Source organism: Marinomonas gallaica (assembly GCF_001639745.1).
GTDB classification, from domain to species: domain Bacteria; phylum Pseudomonadota; class Gammaproteobacteria; order Pseudomonadales; family Marinomonadaceae; genus Marinomonas; species Marinomonas gallaica.
Genome location: NZ_LTAX01000003.1, coordinates 183,292 through 200,712 on the forward strand (window position 1 = coordinate 183,292; position 17,421 = coordinate 200,712).

Below are 17,421 nucleotides of genomic sequence, written 5' to 3' on the forward strand. Positions count from 1 at the left end.
TGTTGTTATGTTTATGGGCTGAGGTGCCTTAATAAGCAGTTCGTCTATTATTTAAAAACATAATAGTTGTATAACTAAACAAATGTCAAACACAACCATTTAACTTTTTTGCAAAAAAAAGCCACACCCAAGTGTGGCTAAACTGGAGACGGAATTTAGTCTAACGATCCGATACTCGGATCACGGTTGCCATACCTGTATCACCCGCTGCACAGCCAGTAAACAAGCCGTAGCCCCCGCCCCGCAGGGTAAGCTCTTCGATCATTTCAATCATGGCACGTAAACCCGTCGGCCCCTGAGGGTGCCCCCAGATCAGCGAACAACCGTAGTTGTTCATGCTCATCACATCGATGTCCAAGGCTTTAGCTAGCGCCACATCATTTACTGCAAAGGGATTATGAGTCTTGATCGCATCCACTTGGTCAATACTAATACCTGCCATTTTCAGAGCACGTTTCGAAGCTTCGATCGGTGCAGCAGGCATATAACCTAAGTCGTCACGCGCCTGACCAAACCCCAATACTTCGACTTTAATAGAGCGATCACTGGACAACTCTTGAGCTTTATCAGCATGACACACAACCATAGCCGCGTTGCCGTCAGCTGGATGCGTTTGATTTCCAAAGGTAATCACCCCACCTTCTACGACCGGCTTAAGCTTAGCTAAGCCTTCCGCCGTCGTTGGAAAAACACCTTCATCACCAGTGATGACACAGGCTTCTTTCTTAAAATTGGGGGTTGGCACAGACAGCGGTAACGTCATAAAGCGCTTTTGGAACGCCTGCTCATCTTTCAACGCCTCTTGGTACTGCTCATAGCGACGCAATGTCACCGCATCAAGCTCTTCACGGGTAATATCAAAACGTCGCGCTACGTTTTCACCAGTTTGCATCATAGAGTGGCCACCAACACAATCATTCATCATGTTGTAAACCACTTGATCTTCAGACTGCCCTGAACCACCAATGCCTGCAGGATTAGGGTAAAAAATATGCGGTCCATTCGAGCAACGGTCAGCACTCATCAACAAAGACACATTGGCCATACCACACATCACTTCAGAGGCGGCTGCAAACAATCCCCGTGCACCGGTCGCACATACCTGATTCACTGCATGACCTGGTGTGTGCACCGCGCCAATTTCATACAAAGGCCAAGGAGCACCATTGAAAGACTGATATTGGTTGATGGTCATACCCAATACACCCGAGTCGAACACCGTCGGATCAATTGAACGTTTTGCTAATTCTTGTTTTGCCACGTGTGCAGCAAACTTCATGGAGTGCAAGTGCTGCAATGAGCCCTGCCATTTTGTAAACGGCGTACTCCAGTAAGCACCGTACGGAATCTCAACATTTTGCATTGTCATTTTAGTCACCCTTTTTTGTTATTCTACAGTGCTGGCCATGTAGTCACCCAAACCACCCCACTGCTGCTGGAAGATGGCTTCAGGCATGGTTTTTAAGTCATCAGCAATGATCGGTTTGAAGTCCATCACGCTTAATACATCTTTTTCAAGATCCAGCCCTGGTGCAATTTCTGTTAATACCATGCCTTCTTTGCGTAGCTCTAAAACACAGCGTTCTGTAATAAAGAACACGGGCTTATCATTTTCTCGCGCAAATTCACCACTGAATGTAACGTGATCCACTTGCTCGACAAATTTTCGAGTTCGCCCTTCTTCTAGAACCGTTAACTTGCCACCTTCCAAGGACAATTTAGCGCCATTAACCAAGGTGCCACAGAACACAACTTTTTTAGCGGTCTGCGAAATATTGATAAAACCACCTGGCCCAACCACTTTTGGGCCAAATTTACTGACATTGAGGTTGCCGTTTTGATCGGCCTGCGCCAAGCCAAGGAAAGCGATATCCAGACCACCACCATCATAAAAATCGAATTGCGCTTCGTGTTCAATAATCGCTTCTGGATTCCACGCCGCACCGAAATCACCGCCTGAGGCAGGGATGCCGCCGTAAGTTCCCAATTCTGTTGTCAGCATAAAGCGGCTCGCGACATTCTCTTCCGCTGCGATCGACGCCACACCATCAGGCATACCAATACCAAGATTTACGATGGCATTATCGTAAAGCTCCATGGCCGCACGACGAGCAATGATTTTTCGTTCACCAAACGGAACAGGAGGAATAGCATTTAGAGGAACACGAGCATTACCTGCAAGACCTGGATTGTAATCCGTGGTAATGGTTTGCTTATGTTGTTCCGGTGGTGCAATCGTAACGTAATCGACTAGTACCCCCGGCACTTTGACTTCTTTCGGTTTGATGGTTTTTGCTTCGGCTAAGTATTTAACCTGCGCAATGACAATACCGCCACGGTTACGCGCCGCTTGCGCCATCGGTAGGATTTCTCCGAGCATGGCCTCTTCTTCAACTGAAAGGTTGCCGTTTTCATCTGCCGTCGTAGCTCGAATCACCACAACATCTAACGGAAAGGTTTTGTATAGCAGCCAATCTTCGCCTTCAATGTCGATGCGTTTAACAAGATCTTCCTTGGCTTTAGAGGTCACTTTTCCGCCGCTGATTAGAGGGTCTACATACGTCCCCATACCCACTTTCGTAATGACACCCGGTTTATTGCCTGCAATTTGACGCCACATAGTGGTTAAGACACCTTGAGGTAATAGATAGCCTTCAATTTTGTCTTCAACAATCATGCCTGCCATGCGTGGCGCCTGTCCGGTATGACCCGAAATCAGTCGCTTAACCAAACCATCGTGAGCAAGATGAGACATACCTGCGTCTTTGCCATCGCCACAACCACAATCATGGATCAGGGTTAAGTTTTTCGGGTAGCCCGTTTCTAAAAAACGCTTTTCTAATTGGCTAGCTACCGCTTCTGCGAAATAAGACATACCTATGGTCGACCAAGCAACCGAGTCGCCATCTTTGATTAGGCTTGCCGCCTGCTCTAGAGATATCACCTTGCTCATGTTTCACCTTCTATTTTTAGCATTGTTCCGGTGTATAAAAATTCTACGACATGATGTAGATTGCCTTTTGTTGTACTACACAACAATTATTTTTACAAATAGTTTTGCTATATATTAATAAGTCTTCTACAAATTCAAGGCGGTATCTTTTTTTCGGATAGGGGGTGGGAAAATTCTATGAGCCATATTGTTGAAATGCTCAACAATATGTGCAAAAAATGTATAAATCGGCCGTCGTTAATACGCTCAGCCGAAACAAAAACCATTAAGACTCTTATAAAAAAAACAATGTGAGGTGGAAAATGAAGTATCTAGGACGCAAAGGCTTAGCCTTAATTGCAGGCACAGTACTTTCCGTAAACGCTATGGCTGAAGCAGAGTTCACGCTCAAGCTACACCATATGCTACCGCCAATGGCGATGGCACATGCTCAATTCTTAGAGCCTTGGGCAGAAAAAGTTGAGGCAGAATCCAATGGCCGCATTGATATTGAAATTTACCCAGCCATGCAATTAGGGGGCAAGCCACCTCAACTGTTTGACCAAGTTCGCAAAGGGATCTCAGACATCACTTGGACAGTGACTGGTTACACACCTGGACGATTCCCTAAATCAACTGTATTTGAGCTACCTTTTATTCCAGGCACGGCTCAAGCGACCAGTTTGGCATTACAAGAATATGCCCAAACAGAAATGCAAGATGAAATGGAAGATGTGCACTTGCTTGCTATGCACACTCACGCTCCGGGATCTCTACACTCACGTGACAAAGCCATCAAAAAGCTTGAAGACATCGAAAGCATGAAAGTTCGCGCACCAAACAAGATTATGAATAATGCTTTTCGCTCTTTAGGCGCAAACACAACGTTTATGCCGGTAACGGAAATGGCCAGTGCTATTTCAAAAGGTGTATTAGATGTTGCGGTATTGCCATACGAAGTGGTGCTTCCCATGAAAATTTACGAGCTCGTTGACCACCATACCGAATTCAAAGGTGATCGCGGCTTGTATACCAACACTTTCATTTTTGCCATGAATAAAGATGTCTACAACGACCTACCAGCGGATCTACAAAAAGTCATTGATGATAACTCAGGGCTCGCACTAGCAGGCCACCTAGGAACGCTTTGGGATAACTACGAAATCACAGCGCGCGACTATGCAGTCAAAGAAGGTAATAGTTTTGATTATATCGAAGGGGCAGAATACGATCGTTGGAAAGAAAAGTTAGAGCCTATTACCGAACAATGGGTTGAAGATATGAACGACGATGATTACGACGGTCAACGTTTGTTAGACAAAGCACGTGAACTCGTTAAAAAATACGAAGCAATGTAAGCCGACATAGGTATTTGGCATGACTCAATCTATGACACAAGTTGTATCTAAGGGAATGATGCGCTTATCACAGGCATTTGCCCTTACAGGTGGTCTAATCATGCTGTCGCTAGCGATCATTACGGTCGCTAGCATCCTAGGCAGAACATTCCTTGGTCAATCCATTGAAGGCAACTATGAGTTAACTGAGGTCGGTTTAGCGATCTCTGTTTTTCTCTTTCTGCCGGAATGCTATCTAAGGCAGGGGCACGTCATTGTAGATTTATTCACAAGTGGGTGCCGCCCTGCCACGATTCGCTTTTTAGACAATGTTGGGCACTTTCTATTTACCTTAGTTTGCGCGTTGTTTGCTTATCGCATGACACTGAGTGGTATCGAATCCAAAGACTACTATGAACAGACAATGATTCTCGAGCTGCCAATATGGTGGGTGTATGTTGTAGGCGTGATCTGTTTTAGCTTGTGCGCGTTATGCGGTGCGCTGCAGTTATTTTCACGCAATTCGGGAGAGCACAATGAGTGATATCCAACTGGCATTTTTAATGATGGCGTTGTTACTCGTATTAATGAGTATTCGCATCCCTATTGCTTTGGCAATGCTTGTGTGTGGGGCCATTGGTTATACCTCTATCGGCGGAATGCCTGCTTTGATGGAGTACTTAGGGACCGCCTCGGTTGCGAAATTCTCAACCTACGATCTATCTGTGGTGCCTTTATTCTTATTAATGGGGGAACTAGCTACTCGCTCAGGTATTACCACAGAGCTGTTCCGTACCTGTAATACATGGGTTGGACGACAAAAAGGAGGCATAGCAATGGCCGCTGTTGCAGGCTGTGCTGCCTTTGGTGCCATTTGTGGGTCTTCACTTGCAACCGCTTCAACAATGGGGAAAGTAGCCTTACCTGAAATGCGCCGCTTAAATTACTCCGGAAGCTTAGCAGCAGGGGCTCTGGCAGCGGGTGGTACGCTGGGTATTTTAATACCGCCCTCTATGGTTCTGATAATCTTCGCTGTTCTAACCGAGCAAAACATTTCTAAAATGTTTATGGCGGCGTTTATACCTGGCTTTCTAGCGGCGGGCGGTTACATGCTGACCATCGCGATTTACGTACGAATGTTTCCTAACACTGGACCTCGTGGTGAAAAAACGACTTGGGCAGAAAAGTTCAAATCAACGCGCAACGTTTGGCATATTTCGATCATCTTTTTGATCGTTTTAGGTGGCATCTACTTGGGTTTTTTCACGCCTACAGAAGCTGCATCGGTAGGCGTTGTACTAACGGCTATCCTAGCGATTACTCATGGTAAAATGCGCTTAGATGGTTTCATGGCGAGCTTGATCCGCACTGCAATTTCCTCAGCGATGATTTTCTTTATCGTGTTAGGAGCCGATTTATTCAGTGTGTTCATCGCCCTGTCTAAACTACCCGATGTGGGCGTCGATATTCTGACGAACTCAGGTTTATCGCCGTACACTATTTTAGTGCTCATGCTGGTGACCTATTTGATTATGGGATGTTTTCTAGACAGTTTGGCAATGATCTTGCTGACAATCCCGATTTACTTTCCAATCATTATGGCGATGGACTTTGGCATTCCAACTGCTGACTTAGGCATTTGGTTCGGCATCATCGCGCTGGTGGTAGTAGAAGTGGGCCTCATAACCCCGCCAGTTGGGATGAACATTTTTATTATCAAGTCCTTTGATAATACGCTGCCTCTTAAAGAATGTTTCAAAGGGGTCGTTCCGTTCCTAATTTCAGACTGTGTACGGGTGGCATTACTGGTCATGTTCCCTGGCATTACACTCTGGCTAGTACACGCTATAGGTTAGTTTAAAATCAATCGCTGCAAGTCGATTTAAGGGCTCCCTAATTGGAGCCCTTTTCTTAAACTTGATAATGTCAACAACTGTTATACCTTTCACCAAACTCATGCGTTGGTATACAATACAAGGCTTTAATTTAGACAGCGTTAGGAACCCTACACATGCAAGATCACCCAAAAAAGTCGGATCAAAACATTGATTTTGGAGTACTAGACGAGTTTTTAGGTTATCGCTTGCGCCGTGCTCAAATGAATTTTTTCGCGAAGTTCGGTGAAGTGTGTGACGATTTAGGCATCAGCCCAGGGTTATTCGCGGTACTTGCTATTGTTGATCGTAACCCAGGCCTTACTCAAACGGCTGTTGCGCAGGCGCTTGGTAACGATCGTTCCGCGATGGTCGCTGCGGTTGACAAGCTAGAAGGCAAAAAACTGCTGGAACGTCGTCCCGCCGCAAACGACCGCCGCTCTTATGCCTTATTTATGACGGAAGAAGGCACCGCCTTTTTTGCCAATGCAGTCGAGCGCGTAAGTTGTTACGAGAACGAAATGGCTAAGTGCTTAGAGAGCGACAAGGAAAAACAATGGTTGCTTGATATGCTTGAACGTCTGGCTCATAAATCACTTTAGTCACTGGCTTTCGAGCTTTAAAATCGCCACATAAAAAAAACCCTTGCGACATGCGTCACAAGGGGTTTTTTAATCCCTGTCAGAGGATTAGCACTCGATAGCGTTTACCGCCAAACCTCCACGGGAGGTTTCTTTGTATTTGTCTTGCATGTCTTTACCTGTATCACGCATCGTGCGGATCACTTTATCCAATGAGATAAAATGCTGACCATCACCACGTAAAGCCATCTGTGTAGCGTTAATTGCTTTCATGGCCGCAATCGCATTACGTTCAATACAAGGTACTTGAACCAAACCACCTACAGGATCACATGTTAGACCTAGATTGTGTTCTAAACCGATTTCCGCTGCGTTTTCAACTTGCTCAGGTGTACCGCCTAGAATTTCACATAGACCTGCTGCGGCCATAGCACACGCTGAACCGACTTCACCCTGACAACCTACTTCGGCACCAGAAATAGAAGCATTCTTCTTACACAACGCACCAATTGCAGCCGCCGCAAGGAAGAAATCAACGACATTTTCTTCTGTCGGGTTGGTCATGAATTCCATGTAATACATCAATACCGCTGGAATAATACCTGCCGCACCATTTGTTGGTGCAGTGACCATACGGCCGCCACCAGCGTTCTCTTCATTAACCGCCAATGCATAGAGGTTAACCCAATCCATTGCACTTAACGTTGAACTGATGATATTTGGACGTGTCGCACGGATTAATGACTTGTGCAGACTCATGGCACGGCGACGAACATTCAGGCCACCCGGTAACAGACCTTCTTTATGAAGCCCATTAGCGATACACTCTTTCATCGCACCCCAGATGTCCATCAGGCCATCACGCACTTCTTTTTCAGTACGCCATACTTTCTCATTTTCCATCATCAACTGGCTGATACTTAGGCCACTTGATTTACAAAGGTTCAACAGCTCAACAGCATTATTGAAGTCGTACGGGACATCAACTTGTGGAACAACGTGAGCAACATGTGTCGCTTCTGTTTCATCGATGACGAAACCGCCACCGATAGAGTAATAAGTGTTTTGATACAATACGTTTTCAGACGCATCGTATGCCGTCAGACGCATTGCATTTGGATGGTACGGTAGGACTTCTTCAAGAAGAAGCATATCGCGATCCCAAACGAAATCGATCTCATGACCGCCCGACAGCACTAGGCGACTGCTTGCTTTTAACGTTTCAATACGACCCAAAACACTTTCAGGATCGATTCGGCTAGGACGTTCGCCCATTAACCCCATGATCACTGCATTGTCAGTACCATGACCGATACCTGTTGCACTCAAAGAGCCATAAAGATCACAGACAACACGCGATGTGTCTTGCGTTACTTTCTTCTGTGTCAAAGCATCAATGAAGTCAGCAGCTGCCGCCATCGGACCAACTGTATGTGAACTCGAAGGACCAATGCCGATTTTAAATAGGTCAAATACACTGATAGACATAAAGCCTCCAGAAAATTCCAATCTAGGAAGTAGATAGATGTATAAGAATAGCCATAATAAAACGGGATCGAGGTACTTCACTCGACCCCGTCTTAACTATGTACGACATGGTTAAATGGGTATAACCAGAACGGTAAGTAGAAATAATTTTTTAAATAATCTTAACGACCAAATACAACCGTGCGCTTACCGTTTAAGAAAACGCGCTTTTCAACATGACACTTGATGGCATTAAACAATGTAACGCGTTCAACGTCTTGCCCTTTTGCGACTAAATCTTCTGGATAATGCGCATGATCCACTGTTTGGATGCCTTGAGAGATGATTGGACCTTCATCAAGGTCGTCATTTACGTAATGAGCCGTTGCACCGACCATTTTCACGCCTTTTTCCCACGCTTGATGATAAGGGCGAGCACCTTTAAAACCAGGAAGCAATGAGTGGTGAATATTGATCGCACGACCGTCAAGGTACTGACACATTTCAGAAGACAAAACCTGCATATAACGTGCTAAAACAACCAGTTCCGCATCGTATTGTTCGATCAATTCACGGATTTGAGCTTCTTGCTGAGGTTTGGTATCGGCGGTAATTGGCAAGTGGTAGTAAGGAATATTATGCCACTGCGCTAGAGACTCAAGATCAGGGTGATTAGAGATAATAACTGGCACTTCAATGTTTAGCTGACCTGTACGGTAACGATACAGTAGATCATTAAGACAATGATCGTACTTGGAAACCATGATTGCAACACGAGGGCGATGGTTTGGTGGTGTTAGCTCCCATTCCATTTCAAACTGCTTCGAACGAGACGTGAATTCTGCAGTAAATTCATCAGCCGTAAAATCCGCAGATTGAGGGTAAAACTCAACACGAATGAAAAAACGATTGGCTTCGCGATCGTCAAAAGAATGAATTTCATCAATGTAATTACCGGCTTCTGCCATGTAGCCTGTGACTACGTCAACAGTACCAATAACGCTGGGACAGCTAGCGGTGAAAATCCATGGTTTTGTAGTTGCTTTCATAGGAAGTTCTCTTAGGAAAAAAAGGCCGACCTAAAAGGTCGGCCTATTATGGGGGCAGTATTAAGCTTAAGCTTCGACTACAAGGCCGAATTCACGACTTGCGTCTTGAATCCAAAGCCATAGGTAGTCAGAGAAGCTACGGCGAACTACCAATTCAAACTCGCTTTCACCTGAGCGGCGAATGATCGCAGAGCTCTTGGCGAAAGTTGTTGATACAACCTTACCCACTGGGAATACACTTGGGTGTACATCTACAATAGTAGATTTTTTCAATACATCCACAACATTCGCACCAGAAAGCTTAAAGATTGTCCAACCACCGCTGATGTTCACTACTTGGTAGTGACCACTTAGCTCTGCATGCAGTGCAGACTCTACTTCAAAGGCTTTCAAGCCAGGAACAACGATCAACCATTCGTCTGGAGACATCCAACGAACCGATACTTCGCCTTTCACTACAGACGTTAGCGGTTGAGTTGGCAAAGCCACGCCCAACGCCTTCTCTGCGGCTTTTAGTTGCTCAGCGTTTTCAGCATTCAAACGTAGCGTGATTTGCCCCATCAACGCTTCTTCTTTGAATGTCACACCACCTGTTTTCGGGCCGTTTTTAGCAACAGTCGCTAGGTCAGCATGAAACAGAGGTGACTGGCCTTGGATTGAAGCATCTGGCAACTGATCCATAACGGCTACAGTTGGTGCCACAGTTGCTGCTTCTTGTTTAACATCAGACATTTTGACGTTCCCCTTTTGGATCTAGGAAAATTGGGCTGCAGATTTCTGCTTCAACGATACGACCATCTACAAGTGGGTAGTAAACTTTCTCACCCATCTTGTCTAAGCCACCTTTCACAAAACCTAGGGCTACAGAACGGCCTAAGCACGCACTCCAGTAACTAGAAGAAATGTGACCAACCATTGGCATTGGAATTGACGCAGTTGGGTCAAATACAGCTTGAGCACCTTCTGGCAATACAACGTTTGGATCAATCGTTTTAATACCCACCATTTGCTTACGTTCCGCACGTACACAGTCTTCACGCTGCATACCACGCTTACCGATAAAGCTGAATGGTTTGTTCATAGAAACAGCCCAGCCCATACCTAAATCGTACGGGTGAACAGAGCCATCAGTATCTTGACCTGCGATAATGAAACCTTTCTCTGCACGAAGGATGTGCATTGTTTCAGTACCGTAAGGCGTCAAATCGTACTTAGCACCATGTTCGAACAGTTTTTCCCAAACATGCAGACCGTAGTTCGCTTGTACGTTGATCTCGAAAGACAACTCACCAGTGAACGAGATACGGAATACACGAGCTGGAACGCCCGCTACAGACATTGGCTTCCAATCCATGAACTTGAAGCTATCTTTAGAAACGTCAACATCACCGTCAATCAATTCTTCAAGCAGCTTACGGCTGTTCGGACCAGAGATCGTCATCGTCGCCCAATGATCAGTCACAGAAGTGAAGTACACTTCTAGTTCTGGCCATTCTGTTTGATGGTAGAATTCTAGCCAATTAAGAACCGTTGCAGCACCGCCAGATGTCGTTGTCATCAAGAAGTGGTTTTCAGCTAGGCAAGATGTAACACCATCATCAAATACCATGCCGTCTTCTTTCAGCATTAGACCGTAACGACACTTACCTACAGGTAGTTTCGCCCAAGCATTCGAGTATACGCGACCTAAGAATTCACGCGCATCTTTACCTTGGATATCGATCTTACCTAGCGTCGATGCATCAAGGATACCGATGGACTCACGAGTCGCTAAACACTCACGGTTCAACGCTTCTTGCATTGATTCGCCAGCTTTCGGGAAGTACCAAGGACGTTTCCATTGGCCTACATCCTCAAACTTAGCACCGTTCTCTAAGTGCCACTTATGCATTGCACTGTAACGCTCAGGATCAAACAACGCACCACAGTCACGACCTGCGATCGCACCGAATGTGATTGGCGTGTAGTTAGGGCGGAAGATCGTTGTACCAGTTTGTGGAATCGTCTGGTTAAGAACTTTCGCAGCAACAGCCATACCGTTGATGTTACCCAATTTACCTTGGTCAGTACCAAAGCCCATTGCTGTGTAACGTTTAACGTGTTCGATTGACTCAAAACCTTCGCGACAAGCAAGTTCGATACCCGCTGCAGTTACGTCGTTTTGGTAGTCAACGAATTGCTTAGGTGCTTGAGACGTTGGTTTCGTGTGAGGCACATGGAACAACGCCATTGCTTTAGATTCTTTCACTTCAGTTGTAGCTGGAACTTCTACTTCAACTGCGCTAAGACCTAGCTTAGACAATGCTTCAAGACCTGCTTTTTTACCTTCTTCAAGCGCACCAGCGGTATTAAATGTACCGTTGATCGCACCTGCAGTAAGTTGCTTCTGTACTGTTTTACCAGGTAGGAAGCCAAGTACATCTTCGTTCCAAACTGGCTTAGAACCAGTGTGACAAGATAGATGGATAACAGGGCTCCAGCCACCAGATGAAGCCACTGTATCAGCACTCAGTTTCTTAACAGAACCTGTTACTTTTGAACCGTCTTCACTGATTGGTGCAACCGATACACCCGTTACACGCTTGCTACCTTGAACATCGATGACTGCAGAACCCGTCATTACAGTGATGCCACGCTCACGCGCTGCTTCAACAAGTGCACCTGTTGGGTTCTTACGCGTATCAACGATCGCTTGTACTTTACGACCTGCATCGTGCCAGTCAATCGCTGTACGGTATGCATTATCGTTCGTTGTCATCAGAACAAGTTCGTTACCTGGTACAACACCGTAACGGTTGATGTAAGTAGAAACAGCGTTCGCTACCATACAACCTGGAACATCGTTGTTACCAAATACTAATGGACGCTCATGTGCACCAGTAGCCAATACAACCCACTTCGAACGCACACGGTGGTAACGCTGACGAACCTGACCATTAGGCGCGCGATCAGCAATGTGATCAGTCATACGCTGGTGGATCGTTAAGAAGTTGTGATCGTGGTAGCCGTTAACAGTAGAACGAGGAAGAACGATTACGTTTTCGTTCGCTTCAAGCTCTTTCACAACACCTGCAACCCAAGCGCCTGCTGCTTTGCCGTCAACGCTTTCTTTGCTGCTTAATAGGCTACCACCGAATTCGTTTTGTTCGTCCGCGATGATTACGCGAGCGCCGCCACGAGCCGCGGTCAACGCAGCGATCAAACCAGCAGGACCCGCACCGACTACTACTAGATCGGCGTGCTGGTTAACTTTGTCGTACGTATCTGGATCGTATTCATTTGGAGAACGACCTAGACCCGCCGCTTTACGGATAACTTTTTCGTATGTTTCCCACATAGTTGCAGGGTACATAAAGGTTTTGTAGTAAAAACCTGGAGGCATCATCTTGCCGCCAACTTTACCCAAAAGACCCATAATGTCGTTATCAACACTTGGCCAACCGTTCGTTGAACCAGAAACAAGACCAGAGAAAAGTTCTTGCTGTGTTGCACGAACGTTCGGTACTTGAGTCGCTTCAGTTGCACCAAGCTGCATGACAGCATTTGGCTCTTCAGCACCCGCTGCAACGATACCGCGTGGACGGCTGTATTTGAAACTACGGCCAATTATATCAACACCGTTTGCTAACAATGCTGACGCTAGTGTATCACCGGCGAAACCTTCGAACTGCTTACCATTGTAGGTAAAAGTAAGTGGCTTAGAACGGTCAATTCGGCCACCGCTTTGTAGACGATTTTTTTGAGACATGATCCGCTCCCTTACTCCGCAACTACTTTAGGTTGCTCACCCATTTTGTAAACTTCTTTAATTTCATACGTTACTGTATCGCGTGTAACGTTGAAGAACTTACGGCAGCCCGCTACATGATCCCAGATTTCATGGTGTAAGCCTTTAGGGCTCTTACGGAAGAACATGTAGTTCCCCCACTCTTCATCTGTACAAGAGTCTGGATCAGCTGGACGCTCAATGTGAGCTTGGCCGTGGTTATGGAACTCTTCTTCTTCGCGGTGTTCACCACAGTAAGGGCAATAAATATAAAACATGAACTAAATCTCCCGTTAGTGTGCTACACCAGCTGCGCCGTGCTCATCGATAAGCGCGCCGTTGTGGAATCGGAACATTGAGAATGGCTCAGCCATCTCATGCATTTCACCTTTCGCCAAAGAAGCAGCGAATACGTTGCCAGACCCTGGCGTCGCTTTAAAGCCACCTGTACCCCAACCACAGTTGAAGAAAAGGTTCTTAACAGGTGTTTTAGAAATGATCGGACAAGCATCAGGACATGTATCAACAATACCACCCCATTGGCGGTTCATGCGTACACGGCTGAAGATTGGGAACATTTCCACAATCGCTTGAACTGTATGCTCGATCGTTGGGTAAGAACCACGCTGACCGTAACCTACGTAGCTGTCGATACCGGCACCGATTACCAAGTCACCTTTGTCAGATTGAGATGCATAACCGTGTACATGGTTAGACATTACAACTGTGTCTAGGATTGGTTTGATCGGCTCAGATACCAATGCTTGTAGCGGGTGAGACTCTAGTGGCAGTTCAAAGCCAGCTTTCGCAGCCATAACACTTGAGTGACCTGCAACAACACAACCAACGCGATCTGCTTTGATGTCGCCGTAACGGTCAGTTTTAACACCAACTACAGTACCGTCTTCAATGATGAAGTCCGTTACTTCTGTTTGTTGAATCAAATCAACGCCGTGCATATCAGCACCACGAGCAAAGCCCCAAGCAACCGCATCGTGACGAGCAACACCCGCACGTGGCTGCCAAGAAGCGCCCATAACTGGGTAACGAGCGTTATCAGAACAATCTAGGATTGGTACGATTTCGCTTACTTGCTTCGCGTCTAGTACTTCGCCATCGATACCGTTTAAACGGTTAGCGTTTACACGACGTTCGATATCACGCATGTCTTGTAGCGTGTGGCCCAAGTTTAGACAACCACGCTGAGAGAACATTACGTTGTAGTTAAGATCTTGAGAAAGACCTTCCCATAATTTCATTGCGTGCTCATATAGGTGAGCAGATTCGTCCCAAAGGTAGTTAGAACGAACGATCGTTGTGTTACGAGCGGTGTTACCACCACCTAAATAACCCTTCTCGATAACAGCAACGTTAGTTACGCCAAACTGCTTCGCTAGGTAGTAGGCCGTGGCCAAACCGTGACCACCACCACCGACGATGATGACATCGTATTTCTTTTTCGGTGTCGGGTTGCGCCAAACCCGCTGCCAATTTTCATGATGGCTTAGACTGTGCTTTAACAAGCCAAATCCGGAATACTGCTGCATTGTGTCAGCTCCTTATCATGGCAGCCCTTCTGAGGACTGCATTACAAAGTGGTAATACTAGCGATAGACTGGGTAGTCGGCGCAAAGCGCTTTTACTTGCTCTTTCACTGCGGTGATTTTCTCTTCCTGTCATTTCAATCATTGAAACAACATTTCAAAAGCGACGTCATCTTATCAATACGGGCTACCCAAAAGCCAACAGCGTAGATTTTCGTTCGTTTTTGTCTTAATAAATGCAGTTCAATAGAAGAAATAATTTACAATTGAAATACTATGAAAACCCCCTACATGTCACATTCTTGAATGCGTCACATAGATGGTTATTTACGACAGCAAAAATATGACATTTCTACCTTGAAAAGGTGCTTTTTTGCTGCAACAACGCAATATTTCTATAGGTTTTACGTACTTATGCCTTACCTTGGATGATTGTTTCCCTTACACTTGCACAATTACTGACGAACTCCCCCACCAGGAATCACAGTTTAAAAATGACCCAAACCTACCATAAGAAACACTTCAGCCCATCAAACGCGGATCACAATCACGCTCATGTCACCTCACATGACAGCGAGAAAAAACCGATCATGATTGGCTTTGTTCTATTGAAGCACTTCTCCATGGTGGCCTTTACTGGCGCAGTGGATGCTCTAGTCACCGCCAACCTTGTACAAACAGAAAAACTGTTCGACTACGCCACCTTGAGTATGGAAGGCCCCTCGGTAACCAGTGATCTAGGAATAGAGATTGCGACGGGCACAAGTATAGAAGAACAACTGCAACATGCCAGCGCTCATTTTGATGTGGTCATCGTTTGTGGCGGTTACCGTTGCCAACTGTCCGAGCAAAACAAGCTAACGGACTATCTGAAAAGCTGCCACAAACAAGATGCCTATTTAGGTGGTTTATGGAATGGTGCCATCGCTTTGGCACACGCGGGACTCACTAACAATACTCGTATAGCGATCCATCCTGACAACCACCCTTACGTTCGCGAGCATTTCCAAGACACCGTTATTGCAAAAGAAACGTCTGTTTTAGATGGCCGCATTTTAAGTTGCTCGGGGCCGGTCAGTGCATTGGCCATGACATTATCGTTGGTTGAACATTTACAAGACAGCCGTATAGCACGTGCCGCAAAAGAAATTTTGACCTGTGACCAACTGTCGGAAAGTACTGTCACACCCATTACTAAACCGGCAGACGACGGTAAATACCCAGAATCTTTAAAAAAGGTTCTTGAGTTAATGCGCAGCAACATCGAAGAGCCATTAACGCTAGAGGAATTATTGCATTACGCCAGCGTATCACGGCGTCAACTTGAACGTTTGTTTCAAAATCACTTAGAAACCAGCCCATCGCGTTATTATCTTGAACTGCGCATTACTTATGCGCGACGCTTGTTACAGCAAACCAACAAGCCGATCATCGAAGTGGCCATAGCCAGTGGTTTTGTTAGCTCTAGCCATTTTAGTAACTGCTTTAAAGACTACTTTGGCGTGGCACCAAGCAATTTCCGTAAACGCTCAAACCAGCAACAACAATAGAATATAAAATAGATCCCATAAAAAAGGCCCCTAATCTTACGATAGGGGCCTTTTTACATGAGTTTGAGTCAAAATAATTTATTCGACTTCAATCACTTCGTAGCTATGCACAATATTCACGCCGCCACGCTCTAACATTAAAGAAGCTGAACAATACTCTTCAGCAGATAGCTTAACAGCACGCGCTACATGGCTTTCTTTAATCTTACGACCGGTTACCACAAAGTGAATACGAATTTCCGTGAATACAGACGGTATCGTATCCGCACGATCCGCATCCACATGCGCCACACAAGACACAACATCTTGGCGCGCTTTCTGCAGAATATTCACAACATCGTAAGAGGTACAGCCACCTAACCCAGCAAGGATAAGCTCCATCGGGCGTGATCCTAAGGTTTGGTTGCCATCGATTTCGACTTTAAAACCACTGCCCGTTTCTGCGGTAAAATGCTTATCTTCTTGCCACGCTATACTTGTTTTCATTATCCCATCTCTCAAACTATTTAAACAAATCCGCCAGTTTCTCACCCGGATTGTCTGCTTTCATAAAGGTTTCGCCCACCAAAAAAGCATGAATATCGTTTTCACGCATTGCCGCCACATCGTCACGAGTATGAATACCACTCTCAGTGACAATCAAACGATCTTTTGGCACATCATTCATCAGCTCAAATGTATGCTGTAAACTCAGCTCAAAGGTATGTAAATCACGATTATTAATACCTAGCAACTCTGTGTCAGTGTATTCCAATGCTAGCTCTAATTCAGCACGATTATGAACTTCGACCAACACATCCATGGACAAATCACGTGCCATTTGATCCAGCTCGCGTAACTCTTTACCCGTCAAACAAGCTGCAATCAACAAGACACAGTCGGCCCCAATAGAACGAGCTTCCATCACTTGGTACGGATCAACAATAAAATCTTTACGAATGACAGGTAAAGAACAAGCGTTACGAGCTTCGACTAAATAATCTTCATGGCCTTGGAAAAAGTCTTGATCTGTTAACACAGACAAACATGCTGCGCCGCCTTTTTCATAAGAAGCAGCGATTTCTTTTGGCAAAAACGGGTCACGTATAACGCCTTTGCTTGGCGATGCTTTCTTTATCTCAGCAATCACCCCCGCTTTTCCTTGACCAATTTTACGACGCAGTGCTGCAGCAAATCCACGAACTGGATTATGTGCGTTAGCCGCCGCGGCCGCCACCTCAAGGTTTGCAAACGGCGTGCGAAGCTGACGTTCCGCGATTTCTTCGTACTTACGCGCAACGATCTTTCTTAAAATTGTAGGCGTCTCAACCTGCATGATGAA

Annotated in this window: 15 protein-coding genes; 5 read left to right on the forward strand and 10 right to left on the reverse strand. The window is 45.7% G+C overall.

What is annotated here, in order from left to right:
- Positions 1-160 precede the first annotated feature (160 nt).
- On the reverse strand, positions 161-1,369 hold the full coding sequence (locus AYW76_RS04805; RefSeq protein WP_067216496.1) for a thiolase family protein: 1,209 nt from the start codon (positions 1,367-1,369) through the stop codon (positions 161-163).
- An 18-nt stretch (positions 1,370-1,387) separates the two neighbouring features.
- Positions 1,388-2,953, reverse strand: a complete 1,566-nt coding sequence (locus AYW76_RS04810) for an acyl CoA:acetate/3-ketoacid CoA transferase (protein WP_067216500.1) — start codon at positions 2,951-2,953, stop codon at positions 1,388-1,390.
- 302 nt (positions 2,954-3,255) lie between these two features.
- On the opposite strand from AYW76_RS04810, the gene AYW76_RS04815 reads away from it, so the two are divergent.
- The 4 genes from AYW76_RS04815 to AYW76_RS04830 all read left to right on the forward strand — a co-directional run bounded on the left by AYW76_RS04815 (position 3,256) and on the right by AYW76_RS04830 (position 6,745).
- Positions 3,256-4,290 carry a TRAP transporter substrate-binding protein gene (locus AYW76_RS04815; protein ID WP_067216502.1) on the forward strand — a complete coding sequence of 345 codons (1,035 nt, stop codon included), beginning with the start codon at positions 3,256-3,258 and terminating at the stop codon, positions 4,288-4,290.
- 19 nt (positions 4,291-4,309) lie between these two features.
- A complete protein-coding gene (locus AYW76_RS04820) occupies positions 4,310-4,813 on the forward strand; it encodes a TRAP transporter small permease (RefSeq protein WP_067216506.1) in 504 nt (167 codons plus the stop codon).
- Positions 4,806-6,125 carry a TRAP transporter large permease gene (locus AYW76_RS04825; RefSeq protein WP_067032013.1) on the forward strand — a complete coding sequence of 440 codons (1,320 nt, stop codon included), beginning with the start codon at positions 4,806-4,808 and terminating at the stop codon, positions 6,123-6,125. The genes AYW76_RS04820 and AYW76_RS04825 overlap by 8 nt, the downstream gene beginning before the upstream one ends.
- Before the next feature lie 155 nt (positions 6,126-6,280).
- Positions 6,281-6,745: a MarR family winged helix-turn-helix transcriptional regulator gene (locus tag AYW76_RS04830; protein WP_067032016.1), complete on the forward strand. Its 465-nt coding sequence runs from the start codon at positions 6,281-6,283 to the stop codon at positions 6,743-6,745.
- A gap of 87 nt (positions 6,746-6,832) precedes the next feature.
- On the opposite strand, the gene AYW76_RS04835 is transcribed toward AYW76_RS04830, so the two are convergent.
- The 6 genes from AYW76_RS04835 to AYW76_RS04860 all read right to left on the reverse strand — a co-directional run bounded on the left by AYW76_RS04835 (position 6,833) and on the right by AYW76_RS04860 (position 14,553).
- Entirely contained in the window at positions 6,833-8,212 is a 1,380-nt protein-coding gene (locus tag AYW76_RS04835; RefSeq protein WP_067032019.1) for an L-serine ammonia-lyase, read from the reverse strand.
- A 161-nt stretch (positions 8,213-8,373) separates the two neighbouring features.
- Positions 8,374-9,240 carry a formyltetrahydrofolate deformylase gene (gene purU, locus AYW76_RS04840; protein WP_067032022.1) on the reverse strand — a complete coding sequence of 289 codons (867 nt, stop codon included), beginning with the start codon at positions 9,238-9,240 and terminating at the stop codon, positions 8,374-8,376.
- A 66-nt stretch (positions 9,241-9,306) separates the two neighbouring features.
- Positions 9,307-9,972, reverse strand: coding sequence for a sarcosine oxidase subunit gamma (locus AYW76_RS04845; protein ID WP_067032025.1), 666 nt, complete (start codon positions 9,970-9,972; stop codon positions 9,307-9,309).
- Complete coding sequence (locus AYW76_RS04850) at positions 9,965-12,988, reverse strand: sarcosine oxidase subunit alpha (RefSeq protein WP_067032028.1); 3,024 nt, start codon at positions 12,986-12,988, stop codon at positions 9,965-9,967. The genes AYW76_RS04845 and AYW76_RS04850 overlap by 8 nt, the downstream gene beginning before the upstream one ends.
- 11 nt (positions 12,989-12,999) lie before the next feature.
- Positions 13,000-13,284 carry a sarcosine oxidase subunit delta gene (locus AYW76_RS04855; protein WP_067032031.1) on the reverse strand — a complete coding sequence of 95 codons (285 nt, stop codon included), beginning with the start codon at positions 13,282-13,284 and terminating at the stop codon, positions 13,000-13,002.
- A gap of 15 nt (positions 13,285-13,299) precedes the next feature.
- On the reverse strand, positions 13,300-14,553 hold the full coding sequence (locus AYW76_RS04860; protein ID WP_067032035.1) for a sarcosine oxidase subunit beta family protein: 1,254 nt from the start codon (positions 14,551-14,553) through the stop codon (positions 13,300-13,302).
- 491 nt (positions 14,554-15,044) lie between these two features.
- Here AYW76_RS04860 and AYW76_RS04865 point away from each other — a divergent pair, with 491 nt between their 5' ends.
- Positions 15,045-16,100 (forward strand): GlxA family transcriptional regulator, encoded by a 1,056-nt coding sequence (locus tag AYW76_RS04865; RefSeq protein ID WP_067032038.1) that lies wholly within the window; start codon positions 15,045-15,047, stop codon positions 16,098-16,100.
- A gap of 78 nt (positions 16,101-16,178) precedes the next feature.
- On the opposite strand, the gene AYW76_RS04870 is transcribed toward AYW76_RS04865, so the two are convergent.
- Positions 16,179-16,586, reverse strand: coding sequence for an OsmC family protein (locus AYW76_RS04870; protein ID WP_067216509.1), 408 nt, complete (start codon positions 16,584-16,586; stop codon positions 16,179-16,181).
- A gap of 16 nt (positions 16,587-16,602) precedes the next feature.
- Positions 16,603-17,415 carry an indole-3-glycerol phosphate synthase TrpC gene (gene trpC / locus AYW76_RS04875; RefSeq protein WP_067032044.1) on the reverse strand — a complete coding sequence of 271 codons (813 nt, stop codon included), beginning with the start codon at positions 17,413-17,415 and terminating at the stop codon, positions 16,603-16,605.
- Between the last annotated feature and the right edge of the window lie 6 nt (positions 17,416-17,421).